This window comes from Mesorhizobium humile, from assembly GCF_033977215.1.
GTDB classification, from domain to species: domain Bacteria; phylum Pseudomonadota; class Alphaproteobacteria; order Rhizobiales; family Rhizobiaceae; genus Mesorhizobium; species Mesorhizobium humile.
In genome coordinates, this window is record NZ_JAVIIV010000003.1 from 426,741 (window position 1) to 439,610 (window position 12,870).

The window sequence follows — 12,870 nt, forward strand, 5'->3', positions numbered from 1 at the left end:
AATGCGCCACATCATGGCCAAGAGCCTCGCCCCGACCGATTCGATCCGCGACTACATGGCCGCGCAGGAGAAGAAGTCGCTGCTGCGCTTCCTCACCTGCGGCTCGGTCGACGACGGCAAGTCGACGCTGATCGGCCGGCTGCTCTCCGACACCAAGCAGATATTCGAGGACCAGCTTGCCGCGCTCGAGAAGGATTCGCGCAAGCACGGCACCACCGGCGACGACATCGACTTCGCGCTGCTGGTCGACGGGCTGGAGGCGGAGCGCGAGCAGGGCATCACCATCGACGTCGCCTACCGTTTCTTCGCCACGCCGAAGCGCAAGTTCATTGTCGCCGACACGCCCGGCCATGAGCAGTACACGCGCAACATGGCGACCGGCGCCTCGACCGCCGATCTCGCCATCGTGCTGATCGACGCACGTCAGGGCGTGCTGCGCCAGACCAGGCGCCATTCGATCATTGCCTCGCTGCTCGGCATCCGCCACATCGTTCTTGCGGTCAACAAGATCGACCTCGTCGGCTTCGACAAGGCCGTGTTCGACCAGATCGTCGCCGACTATGGCGAGTTCGCGAAAGACCTTGGCTTCGTGAGTGTCGTGCCGATCCCAATGTCGGCGCGCTTCGGCGACAACGTCACCAGCCGCTCGGAGCGCACGTCCTGGTATTCCGGGCCGTCGCTGATCGAGCATCTCGAAAACGTGTCGGTCGACGAGGCCGCCGTCGAGCTGCCTTTCCGCTTTCCTGTCCAATATGTGAACCGCCCGAACCTCGATTTCCGCGGCTTCGCCGGCACCATCGCTTCGGGCACGGTTTCGCAAGGAGACGAAGTCGTGGTCGCCAAGTCGGGCAAGGCGTCCCGGGTCAAGCGCATCGTCGCGCAGGGCGGCGATCTCGAGCAGGCGGTCGCCGGCCAGGCGATCACGCTGGTTCTCGAGGACGAGGTCGAGGTGTCGCGTGGCAATCTGCTGGTCTCGCCGGCCGCACGCCCGCAGGTCGCCGACCAGTTCGCCGCCAACATCGTCTGGTTTGACGAGCAGGCGCTGCTGCCCGGCCGCTCCTATGTGTTGCGCACCGAGACCGATCAGGTCAGCGCCACCGTCACCGATCTGAAATACCGGGTCAACGTCAACGACTTCGCGCATGAGGCGGCGAAGTCGCTCGACATCAACGAGGTCGGCGTCTGCAACCTTTCGACCCGCGCGCCGATCGCTTTCGATCCCTTCGCCGAGAACCGCACCACCGGCGCCTTCATCCTGATCGACCGCATCACCAACGCCACGGTCGGCGCCGGCATGATCCTGCATTCGCTGCGCCGTGCCGAAAACATCCATTGGCAGTCGCTCGACGTCGGCAAGCGTGGCCGCTCCGACCTGAAGAACCAGCGCCCGGCCGTGTTCTGGTTCACCGGGTTTTCGGGTTCCGGCAAGTCGACCATCGCCAACCTGTTCGAGAAGAAGCTGTTCGCGTCCGGGCGCCACACCTACATCCTTGACGGCGACAATGTCCGTCACGGCTTGAACCGCGATCTCGGCTTCACCGACGCCGACCGCGTGGAGAACATCCGCCGCGTCGCCGAGGTGGCGAAGCTGATGGCCGATGCCGGCTTGATCGTCATCGTTTCCTTCATCTCGCCCTTCGCCGCCGAACGGCGCGTGGCGCGCGAGCTGATGGCTGAGGGCGAGTTCGTAGAGGTGTTCGTCGACACGCCGTTCGAGGAATGCGCCCGCCGCGATCCGAAGGGTCTCTACGCGCGCGCCTTGAGCGGCGAGATCAAGAATTTCACCGGCGTCGATTCGCCCTATGAAGCGCCGCTGAATCCGGAAGTCCACCTCAAGACGCTCGGCAAGAAGCCCGAGGAGATGGCGGAAGCCCTGGAGCACTGGCTGAATGAGCGCGACATTGCCGAAGACCAATACGACAATGGCGGCGGTATCTGACGACGAGGCGATGCTCGGTGTCTTCGAGCGCCTGGCGCTCGAGGCCGGGCGCGAGGTGATGCGTGTCTTCCACGAAGGCTGCGCCGTCGACAGCAAGGCCGACTCTTCGCCGGTGACGGAAGCCGACCGCGAAAGCGAGAAGATTATCCTCGCCGGCCTGCGCGCTGCCTATCCGGACATCCCTTGTGTGGCCGAGGAAGAGGTGGCGGCGGGCATCGCAACGCCCGATCTCGACGGCGCCTTCTTCCTGATCGATCCGCTCGACGGCACCAAGGAATTCGTCAACCGCCGCACCGATTTCACCGTCAACATCGCGCTGATCCGCCACGGCGTGCCGGAGGTCGGCGTCGTCTTCGCGCCGTGCACGGGACGCTTTTTCTCCGGGCGACCCGGCAAGGCCGAGGCACTGGAGGTCGATGCCGACTATCGCGTTCTCGGTCGCCGGCCGATCACGGTGCGGGCAGGAGGCACGCCGCTCGCCGTCGTCGCCAGCCGTTCGCACAATACGCCTGAAACCGATGCCTTCATCCGCGATCTCGGCGCCGCCGAGATCGTCTCGATCGGCTCGTCGCTGAAATTCTGCCTGCTCGCCGCGGCGGAAGCCGACGTCTATCCGCGCTTCGGCCGTACCATGGAGTGGGATACAGCGGCGGGCGACGCAGTGCTGCGCGCCGCCGGCGGCATGACGCGCACGCTGGATGGACGGCCGCTGGTCTACGGCAAGCGCAACCAGGCGAGCGACAGCGATTTCGCCAATCCGCATTTCATTGCGAGCGGGAAGAGCGCATAGTCGCAGCGTCGCCAATTGTAGATGTTGGCAGGACAGCCCCCCTCTCTGTCCTGCCGGACATCTCCCCCCTCAAGGGGGGAGATTGGCAGCTTCAGCGCGCCGCTCATTCTTTCAACGTTTAAGGTTGGCGAAAGCCTGCGTGACATCTGATCTCCCCCCTTGAGGGGGAGATGCCCGGCAGGGCAGAGAGGGGGGCCTGGCGCCGACCTTTAGGCCTCTAAGCCGCCGCGACATGCGCCGAGTTCGAGCCGATATAATTGCGGATCGTCTCGATGATGCGATCCTGGTCGGCCTCGCTCAAATAGGCGTGCATCGGCAGGCAGAGGATCTGCTTCGGCAGTTCTTCCGAGACAGCAAGTCCCGTCGGCGTGCGCGGATAATCCTTGTAAGCCACTTGGCTGTGCAGCGGCTTCACATAATAGATCACCGACGGGATGCCTTTTTCACCGAGATGGGCCTTGAGCCCGTCGCGCTTCGGCGTTTCGATCGCATATTGCGCCCAGGCCGAGCGGCCGTGGCCGAGGTTGCGCGACGCCTTGACGATATCGCCGAGGCCCTTGGCATAGCGGTCGGCCACGACCTGGCGCGCCACCATCTCATCCTCGAGGATGGCGAGCTTTTCGATCAGGATCGCCGCCTGCAGCGTGTCGAGGCGCGAATTGATGCCGACGCGGACATTGTCGTATTGCGTCTCGCCCTTGCCGTGGAAGGCGAAGGAACGGAGCTTGTCGGCCAGCGCGCCGTCATTGGTGAACATGGCGCCGCCGTCGCCATAGCAGCCAAGCGGCTTGGCCGGATAGAAGCTGGTCGAGCCGACATGGCCGAAGGCGCCGCACATTTTGGCGTCGGCGGAACCGCCGATCGCCGTGCCGTCGGCGGAACCGCCCATCGACTGGGCGGCGTCCTCGATCACCAAAAGGTTCTCGCGCTTGGCGATCGCCATGATCGCCTCGTAGTCGGCGGCAAGACCGAACAGGTCGACGGGAATGATCGCCTTCGGCTTCAGCCTTCCTTCCTTCTTGATCATCGCGATCGCCGCCTCGAGGCTGGCGATGTCGATGTTGTAGGTATCGCGGTCGACGTCGACGAAGACAGGCTCGGCCTTGGCCAGCGCCACCACCTCGGCCGTCGCGGCGAAGGTGAAGCTCGGCACGAACACCGCGTCGCCCGGGCCGATGCCGGCGGCAAACAGCGGCAGGAGCAGCGCATCGGTGCCGTTGGCGCAGGCGACCACATGCTTGACGCCGACATAGGCCGCGAGCTTGTTCTCGAATTCGGTGACCTGCGGGCCGAGGATATAGCGGCCTTCCTCGACGACTTTGTCGATGGCGACCTTCAGCCGGTCGCGGATACGTTCGCGCTGCGCGCCAAGATCGATGAACTGCATGTCGGCCTCGAAACTGCCTGTAAAAACCGGCCCGCTGGTAACAGACTTGGATCGGCTGAGAAAGCCGGTGGCGGCCAGGCGAAATTGCTTATGTGTCGCACCCGTTACGGATTTTGCCGGCGCAATGCCTGAAAAAGCCTGAAATCCGAGCTTTGACGAGTGTTTCCCGGCTTGCCTTATCGCGACGTCCCATCGATGGGAAACATAAAGTGATCGGCCGGGGAGGGCAGTGTTACGCCCATCCCGCCGCCGGATCAGGCGATTTCGTTCCGCCAGGGCGGGTTGGCGCCGGCTCGCGAAACCGTCACCGCCGCCGCCTTGGCGCCAAGCTCCAGCGCCTTGCGGATCGCTTCTTCCGGCAGGTCGCCGATGGCGGCCTTGGTGAGCAGGCCCTGCTCATGCAGCGATGCCAGGATGCCGGCGTTGAAGGTGTCGCCGGCGCCGACCGTGTCGACCACCTTCACCTTCCGCGGCATGACGGTGACCTTGTGCGCCCTGCTGTAGCCGACGGCGCCTTCGCTGCCATGGGTGACGACGATCAGCTTCGGCCCGCGATCCAGCCAGTTGTGCACGACATCTTCATGCGAGCCCGCCTCGTCGAACCATTTGAGGTCCTCGTCCGAGAGTTTCACGATGTCGGCCATCGCCATCATCTCGCGGATGCGCCGCAGATGCTTTGCCTTGTCCGGGATGAAGTTCGGCCGGATGTTGGGGTCGAGCATCATTACCCGGCTCTCGTGCTCGCGCCGCATGAACTCCTCATAGGCCGATCCGGCAGGTTCGGAGATCAGGCTGATGGCGCCGAACAGCATCGCCTCGATCTCGGCGCCGAGCTTCGGCAGGTCCTCGACGGTCAGCATGCGCCCGGCGGTATTCTCGTCATAGAAGGTGTAGGTCGCCTGGCCGTTGGTGAGCCGCACGAAGGCGAGCGTCGTCGGACGCGGCGAGGTGTGCGCATAGGTGGAACTCACCTTGCTGGCGCCGAGCGCTTCGCGGAACTGGCCGCCGAACAGGTCGGAGGAGAGGCCCGAGAAGAAGCCTGCCGGGGCGCCGAGCCGGCCGAGCGCGATCGCCGAGTTGAACACCGCGCCGCCGACATAGGGCGCGAAGGCCGCTTCGCCTTCCGTCGTGGTACGCGGCAGCATGTCGATCAGGGCTTCGCCACAGCAAAGGATCATGTCGTCTTGGTCTCCGGCGGATGGATCACGCCCTTGCGGATGATGATGTTGGCAAAGAGCCTGGGTTCGCTGGTCGCAACGATTGCGTGCGCGGCCTTGACGCGTGCATAGAAGTCGGGCCCGGCCAGCGCAACCACCTTATGGCCCGGTGCGCGCCTGGCGCAGACAGCTTCCATCTCGCGATGCACGGGGTCGGCAAGCGCCGGGTCGCCCTTCACCGAGGCACGGAACAATGCCTCCGGCACCGCTTCGTCCACCGGCAGCACGCTGAGCACGGCGTCGAGGACGGCTATAACGTCGTGGCCGTCCGCGCGGATCAGCCGCCGCGCCTGCTCCTCGGCCGGATAATTGCCGTCCACGATCGCGATCTCGTCGCCATGGCCCATTGCCCTGAGCGTCGCCAGGAACTGTGGCCCGAGCAGCGACGGGATGCCGATCAGCATGTCAGGCGCCCCCGGACGTGTTCGGTCCGATCAGGAAGCGCTCGGAGAGCGGCAGGCTGGCGCCGCCCATGGCGCGTGCATGGATGCCGACCGTTCCCTCGCGCACGACAGGCAGCTTCAGTCCTTCGGCATCGATGCCGGCAATCGCTTCCGTGACGGCATCGACCAGCCGGCGCCGCACATCGAGCGGCATCCAGCCGTCGATCACCGCCGCCTCGAAATCGATGACCGACGAGGCGGCGACGATGGCATAGGCGAGCGCCCGCGAGGCGCTGGCGATCCACTCGTCGAGATCGGGGCCGATTTCGCCCCATTCTTGCGGCGAGGTCCACAGATAGGAGCCATCGATGCCCTTGGCGGAGATCGCCTTTTCCAGCATCGCGATCGAGGCGACGTCGATGAGCTGCGTCGGCTTGCCGTCCGGCCCCGGCACTGGCATCGAGCCCAGCGCGCCGGCGTTGCCGTTGGGCCCGCTGTAGAGGCGGCCGTTGAGCACGATGCCGCCGCCGGCAAAGGCGCCGATGTAGAAATAGACGAAATCGCGCGCTCCGCCCGCCCGCCCGAAGACGAGCTCCGCGCCACAGGCCGACGTCGCGTCGTTCTGCAGGTAGACAGGGAACTCGCACTGCGCCTGGATGTTGGCGCGGATGTCGCGATGGCGCCATTCGTCCATGATCTCGCGCGGCGCCCCGGCCGTGTCGGCCCAGTTCCACAGCTCGAACGGCATGGCGATGCCGAGCCCGGCGATGCGCTTGTCCTGCGCCGGCGTCAGCTCGCCGCGCATCGTCTTGATGCCGGCGGTGACGAACTCGACGGTCTCGCGCGGTGCGGGGTAACGGTAGGAGTGCTGCAGCATGGCGCGCACGTTGCCCAGGAAGTCGATCAGAACGAGCTCGGCCGAGCGCCGGCCGATCTTGAGGCCGATGAAAAAGGCGCCTTCCGGGTTGAGCGCCATCGGGATCGAAGGCTGGCCGATCTTGCCGCGCAGCGGCGCCTGGCGCACGAGCAGCTTGTCTTCCTCGAGCTCGCGCATGATCACCGACACGGTCTGGGCCGACAGCCCGGTCATGCGCGCGATGTCGGATTTGGCCAGGCTGCCATGCTGCCGCACCAGGGACAGCACGAGCCGCTCATTGTGGTCGCGCATGCCGCTCTGGTTGGTGCCGCGATGCACCCGGCTTTCCAAAGCCTCGGGCGAACCGTGCCTCGCAATGCCGGTCTCCACCCTGTTCCTCCCGTCTGTTTCCCCTCGATGGCTTTTCGTTCAGAATGAGTGAACAGCGCAAGCGTGTCAATAATAAATAAGAGTGATTTAATTATTGACAGCCGTTGCGGACTGGTGTTTTTTGGGGTGTGTCCACTCTGGGAGAAAATCGGTGGATGCGCTTGAGACGCCGGGTGGCCGGCGTCCGGAACAGTTCCATTGGGAGGAAATCGTGACCAACAAATCACTGCTGAAGTCCACTGTGTTCGCGGCTGCCGGCCTGGGTCTGATGGCGTTCGCTTCGTCGGCATCGGCCGCCGGCGTCGGCGCCTGCCTGATCACCAAGACCGACACCAACCCCTTCTTCGTCAAGATGAAGGAAGGCGCCACCGCCAAGGCTAAGGAACTGGGCGTCGATCTCAAGACCTATGCCGGCAAGATCGACGGCGACAGCGAGAGCCAGGTCGCCGCGATCGAAAGCTGCATCGCCGACGGCGCCAAGGGTATCCTGATCACGGCGTCCGACACCAAGGGCATCGTGCCGACTGTCAAGAAGGCCCGCGACGCCGGCCTGCTGGTGATCGCGCTCGACACTCCGCTCGATCCGATCGATGCCGCCGATGCCACCTTCGCCACCGACAATCTCGAAGCCGGCAAGCTGATCGGCGCCTGGGCCGCCGCCACGCTCGGCGACAAGGCCAAGGACGCCAAGATCGGCTTCCTCGACCTCACCCCGTCGCAGCCGACGGTCGACGTGTTGCGCGACCAGGGCTTCATGATGGGTTACGGCATCGACGTGAAGGATCCGAACAAGATCGGCGACGAGGTCGATCCGCGCATCGTTGGCCATGACGTGACCAACGGCAACGAAGAAGGCGGCCGCAAGGCGATGGAAAACCTTCTGCAGAAGGACAACACCATCAACGTCATCCACACCATCAACGAGCCCGCCGCTGTCGGCGCCTATCAGGCGCTCAAGGCAGTCGGTCTCGAAAAGCAGGTGCTGATCGTCTCGGTCGACGGCGGCTGCCCTGGCGTGAAGTCGGTTACCGAAGGCGTCATCGGCGCCACCTCGCAGCAATATCCGCTGCAGATGGCGGCGCTCGGCATCGAGGCGATCGCAAAATATGCCAAGGACGGCACCAAACCGAAGCCGACCGAAGGCAAGAACTTCTTCGACACCGGCGTCAATCTCGTCACCGACAAGCCGGCCAACGGCGTGAAGTCGATCGACACCAAGGAAGGCCTCGCCAAGTGCTGGGGCTGATGCTCGCCTGAATGGCTCATAAAGCTTGCGGCTGGGGCTTGATCCCCGGCCGCATCAGGTGGACGATGTGTCGCTATAAGCGCGAATAATCCCGGCGGCAGACCGGAAAGGCGTGGACGGGCATCGGCGTATGGTCGAGGCCCAGGGGAGAAAACATGGCTCAAGCTCAGGAATTCGAGAAGGTCCTCTCGGACAGCGACACCAGTGTTGCCGCTTTCGACGAGCACAAATCCTTCGTCAAACGCGCACAGCATTTCCTGCATTCCACGCCGGCGGCGGTGCCGCTGATCGTGCTGGTTCTGTCGATCATCATTTTCGGCATCGCTATCGGCGGACGTTTCTTTTCATCCTACACGCTGACGCTGATCCTGCAGCAGATCGCCATCGTCGGCATTCTCGGCGCCGCCCAGACACTGGTCATCCTGACTGCCGGCATCGACCTGTCGATCGGGGTCATCATGGTGATCTCGGCCGTCATCATGGGCAATTGCGCGGTCAGTTACGGCATGCCGGCCGTGCTCGCCGTGGTCATCGGACTTGCCGCCGGTGCCGCTTGTGGCCTGCTCAACGGCCTGCTCGTTGCCTACATGAAACTGCCGCCCTTCATCGTCACGCTGGGCACCTGGAACATCGTCATGGCCACGAATTTCATCTATTCGGCCAATGAGACGATCCGCGACACCGACGTCGACACCCAGGCTCCGCTGCTGCATTTGTTTGCGCTGAGTTTCAGGGTCGGCAGCGCGGTGCTGACCGCCGGCGTGATCGCCATGGTCCTGCTCGTGCTGCTCCTCTGGTACGTTCTCAATCACACGGCCTGGGGCCGCCATGTCTATGCCGTGGGCGACGACCAGGAGGCGGCCAAGCTGTCGGGCATTCAGACCAAGAAGGTGCTGATGACCGTCTACACCCTTGCCGGGCTGATCGCCGCTTTCGCGGCCTGGGTTTCCATCGGCCGCAACGGTTCGATTTCGCCGTCCGCCGCCGTCACCGACTACAATCTGCAGGCGATCACCGCGACGGTGATCGGCGGTATCTCGCTCTTTGGTGGCCGAGGCTCGATCCTCGGCACCCTGTTTGGCGCCATGATCGTCGGTGTGGTCTCGATGGGCCTCAATATGCTGGGCGCCGATCCGCAATGGAAGGTGCTGCTCACCGGCGTGCTGATCATCGGCGCCGTTGCGATCGACCAATGGATCAGAAAGGTTTCGGCATAATCATGACCCAGGAACCCATCCTCACCGCTCGTGGTCTGGTCAAGCGCTATGGCCGCGTCACTGCCCTCGACAATGCCGACTTCGACCTCTATCCGGGCGAGATCCTTGCCGTCATCGGCGATAATGGTGCCGGCAAGTCATCGCTGATCAAGGCGATTTCCGGCGCTGTCGTGCCCGATGAAGGCGAGATACGGCTCGAAGGCAAACCCGTCGCCTTCAAGTCGCCGATGGAGGCCCGGGAAGCCGGCATCGAGACCGTCTATCAGAACCTGGCCCTGTCGCCGGCGCTGTCGATCGCCGACAACATGTTCCTTGGCCGGGAGATCCGCAAACCGGGTCCGCTCGGCAGCTGGTTTCGCATGCTCGACCGTCCGGCGATGGAAAAGCGCGCCCGCGACAAGCTCACCGAGCTCGGCTTGATGACCATCCAGAATATCAGCCAGGCGGTGGAAACGTTGTCGGGCGGCCAGCGCCAGGGCGTCGCGGTGGCACGCGCCGCCGCCTTTGGCAGCCGCGTCGTCATCATGGACGAGCCGACGGCCGCCCTTGGAGTGAAGGAAAGCCGACGGGTTCTCGAACTGATCCTCGACGTCAAGAAGCGCGGCCTGCCGATCGTGCTCATCTCGCACAACATGCCGCATGTCTTCGAAGTCGCGGATCGCGTTCACATACACCGTCTAGGAAAGCGCCTTTGCGTCGTCGATCCGAAGCAGATTTCCATGTCGGATGCGGTTGCCCTCATGACCGGGGCCAAGAAGCCTCCAGAGGATGCCCTGGCGGCTTGACCTGCCTCGATGGGTAAATCGCCGCAGGGGGATCGGATGAGTCGATCGTCTAAATCGATTGAATGTATGCTGCGATGCGGTACGATGGGCTGGGAGAAACGATGAAAGCCGGTATGATCGTAGCAAAATCACGAGAGGCGAAATGACATCCGCCATGACGATCGAAGTCCCTGTGCTCGACAACCCGGACCCCAAGACCCTCGCCGAAGAGGTCTTGATGTCGCTCAAATACCGGGTCGGCAAGGACACCACCGTCGCCACGCCCTATGACTGGCTGACCGCCTCGATCAAGGTGGTGCGCGACCGCATCGTCGACCACTGGATGCAGGCGACCAAGGAAGCCTACGACCAGCAGGAAAAGCGCGTCTATTACCTTTCGCTCGAATTCCTCATCGGTCGCCTGATGCGCGACGCCTTCTCCAATCTCGGCCTGATGGAGAACATGCGCGAGGCGCTGTCCTCGCTTGGCGTCGATCTCGATCTCATCGCCGCGCTGGAACCGGACGCGGCACTCGGCAATGGCGGTCTTGGCCGCCTTGCCGCCTGCTTCATGGAAAGCATGGCGACCGTCGACATCCCCGCCCATGGCTACGGCATCCGCTACGCCAACGGTATGTTCCGCCAGGAGATCCACGGCGGCTGGCAGGTCGAGCTGCCTGAGACCTGGCTCGATCACGGCAATCCCTGGGAGTTCGAGCGGCGCGAGCGCTCCTTCGAAGTCGGCTTCGGCGGTTCGGTGGAATCGATCACCTCCAAGGACGGTCGGCTCGAACGCCACGTCTGGAAGCCGACCGAGCATGTGCTGGCCGTCGCCTACGACACGCCGGTGGCCGGCTGGCATGCCAGGCGCGTCAACACGCTGAGACTCTGGTCCGGCATGCCGATCGACCCGATCCTGCTCGACAAGTTCAACGCCGGCGACCACATCGGCGCGCTGGCCGAGAGCAACAAAGCCGACGCGCTGTCGCGCGTGCTTTATCCCGCCGATTCCCACATGGCCGGGCAGGAGCTGCGGCTGCGGCAGGAGTATTTCTTCTCCACCGCCTCGCTGCAGGACATCGTCCAGCGCCATCTCAGCCAGTATGGCGACCTGAAATCATTGCCCGACAAAGCGGCGATCCACCTCAACGACACCCATCCCGCGGTCGCCGTGCCGGAATTGATGCGGCTCCTGATGGACGTCCACGGCATGGACTTCGACCAGGCCTGGGACATCACCAAGCGCACCTTCGGCTACACCAACCACACGCTGCTGCCCGAAGCGCTGGAAAGCTGGCCGGTGCCGCTGTTCGAACGGCTTTTGCCGCGCCACATGCAGATCGTCTACGCCATCAACGCGCAGGTGCTGCTCGAGGCCCGCGCCACCAACCAGTTCTCGGGCGATCAGATCGCCCGCATCTCGCTGATCCAGGAAAACGGCGACCGCCGCGTGCGCATGGGCAATCTGGCCTTTGTCGGCTCGCATTCCATCAACGGCGTCTCGGCGCTCCACACCGAGCTGATGAAGGAGACGGTGTTCGCCGATCTCCACAAGCTCTATCCCGAGCGCATCAACAACAAGACCAACGGCATCACGCCCAGGCGCTGGCTGATCCAGTGCAATCCCGGCCTGACCGCGCTTGCCCGCGAGGCGATCGGCGACCGCTTCATGGACGACATCGAGGCGATCAAGGATCTCGATCCGCTCGCCGACGACGCGGCTTTCCGCGAAAAATTCGCCGCCGTGAAGCGGCAGAACAAGGTGAAGCTCGCCAATTTGATTGCCGACCGCCTGGGCATTCGGCTCGACCCGTCGGCGCTGTTCGACATCCAGGTCAAGCGCATCCACGAATACAAGCGTCAGCTGCTCAACATCCTCGAGGCGATCGCGCTCTACGACCAGATCCGCTCGCATCCCGAGCGGGACTGGATGCCGCGCGTCAAGATATTCGGCGGCAAGGCGGCGCCGAGCTACCACAACGCCAAGCTGATCATCAAACTGGCCAACGACGTCGCGAAAGTCATCAACGGCGACCCGTCGGTGCGCGGCCTGCTGAAGGTCGTGTTCGTGCCGAACTACAATGTCAGCCTGGCCGAAGTGCTGATGCCCGCCGCCGACCTTTCCGAGCAGATATCGACCGCCGGCATGGAAGCATCCGGCACCGGCAACATGAAGTTTGGCATGAACGGCGCGCTCACCATCGGCACGCTCGACGGCGCCAATGTCGAGATGAAGGAACATGTCGGCGACGACAACATCTTCATCTTCGGCCTGACCACCGCCGAGGTCGCCGAACGACGCAGCAATGGCTACAACCCGCGCGGCATCATCGAGGCGTCACCTGAATTGTCGCAGGCCGTAGCGGCGATCTCGTCCGGCGTCTTCTCGCCCGACGACCCCGATCGCTACCGCGACCTCATGAACGGGCTCTACAGCAGCGACTGGTTCATGGTGGCGGCCGACTTCGATTCCTACGCCGCCTGCCAGCGCGAGGTGGACCGCGTCTGGCGCGACAGCCCCGACTGGAACGCGCGCGCCATCCACAACGTTGCCCGCATGGGCTGGTTCTCGTCCGATCGCACAATCCGCCAATATGCGAAAGAAATCTGGAACGTACCCGTCTGATATGATTGCATGAGGCTACGAACAATGTGGCCCAGGTGTCTTCTGTCCAACTGTG

General features: G+C 63.9%; 10 protein-coding genes. 6 read left to right on the top strand and 4 right to left on the bottom strand.

Annotated elements, in window-relative coordinates; genetic code table 11:
* Nucleotide 1: 1 nt before the first annotated feature.
* Both cysN and cysQ read left to right on the top strand, forming a co-directional pair.
* Complete coding sequence (gene cysN, locus RFM52_RS07380; RefSeq protein WP_320294839.1) at nt 2-1,939, top strand: sulfate adenylyltransferase subunit CysN; 1,938 nt, start codon at nt 2-4, stop codon at nt 1,937-1,939.
* 10 nt (nt 1,940-1,949) lie between these two features.
* Nucleotides 1,950-2,729 (top strand): 3'(2'),5'-bisphosphate nucleotidase CysQ, encoded by a 780-nt coding sequence (gene cysQ, locus RFM52_RS07385; protein WP_320295037.1) that lies wholly within the window; start codon nt 1,950-1,952, stop codon nt 2,727-2,729.
* 217 nt (nt 2,730-2,946) lie between these two features.
* Here cysQ and RFM52_RS07390 read toward each other — a convergent pair whose 3' ends face one another.
* The 4 genes from RFM52_RS07390 to RFM52_RS07405 all read right to left on the bottom strand — a co-directional run bounded on the left by RFM52_RS07390 (nt 2,947) and on the right by RFM52_RS07405 (nt 6,962).
* The gene (locus RFM52_RS07390; protein ID WP_320294840.1) at nt 2,947-4,116 is read right to left on the bottom strand and encodes a DegT/DnrJ/EryC1/StrS family aminotransferase; all 1,170 of its coding nucleotides are present in this window, start codon (nt 4,114-4,116) and stop codon (nt 2,947-2,949) included.
* A 254-nt stretch (nt 4,117-4,370) separates the two neighbouring features.
* On the bottom strand, nt 4,371-5,294 hold the full coding sequence (locus RFM52_RS07395; protein ID WP_320294841.1) for a carbohydrate kinase family protein: 924 nt from the start codon (nt 5,292-5,294) through the stop codon (nt 4,371-4,373).
* The gene (locus RFM52_RS07400; protein WP_320294842.1) at nt 5,291-5,737 is read right to left on the bottom strand and encodes an RbsD/FucU family protein; all 447 of its coding nucleotides are present in this window, start codon (nt 5,735-5,737) and stop codon (nt 5,291-5,293) included. The genes RFM52_RS07395 and RFM52_RS07400 overlap by 4 nt, the downstream gene beginning before the upstream one ends.
* Before the next feature lies 1 nt (nt 5,738).
* Nucleotides 5,739-6,962 carry an ROK family transcriptional regulator gene (locus RFM52_RS07405; protein ID WP_320294843.1) on the bottom strand — a complete coding sequence of 408 codons (1,224 nt, stop codon included), beginning with the start codon at nt 6,960-6,962 and terminating at the stop codon, nt 5,739-5,741.
* 268 nt (nt 6,963-7,230) lie between these two features.
* Here RFM52_RS07405 and RFM52_RS07410 point away from each other — a divergent pair, with 268 nt between their 5' ends.
* The 4 genes from RFM52_RS07410 to RFM52_RS07425 all read left to right on the top strand — a co-directional run bounded on the left by RFM52_RS07410 (nt 7,231) and on the right by RFM52_RS07425 (nt 12,815).
* Nucleotides 7,231-8,208, top strand: coding sequence for a sugar ABC transporter substrate-binding protein (locus RFM52_RS07410; RefSeq protein WP_430699240.1), 978 nt, complete (start codon nt 7,231-7,233; stop codon nt 8,206-8,208).
* A 155-nt stretch (nt 8,209-8,363) separates the two neighbouring features.
* On the top strand, nt 8,364-9,425 hold the full coding sequence (locus RFM52_RS07415; protein ID WP_320294844.1) for an ABC transporter permease: 1,062 nt from the start codon (nt 8,364-8,366) through the stop codon (nt 9,423-9,425).
* Nucleotides 9,426-9,427: 2 nt separating this feature from the next.
* Nucleotides 9,428-10,210: an ATP-binding cassette domain-containing protein gene (locus tag RFM52_RS07420; RefSeq protein WP_320294845.1), complete on the top strand. Its 783-nt coding sequence runs from the start codon at nt 9,428-9,430 to the stop codon at nt 10,208-10,210.
* Between the two features lie 142 nt (nt 10,211-10,352).
* Complete coding sequence (locus RFM52_RS07425) at nt 10,353-12,815, top strand: glycogen/starch/alpha-glucan phosphorylase (protein ID WP_320294846.1); 2,463 nt, start codon at nt 10,353-10,355, stop codon at nt 12,813-12,815.
* Nucleotides 12,816-12,870: the final 55 nt, after the last annotated feature.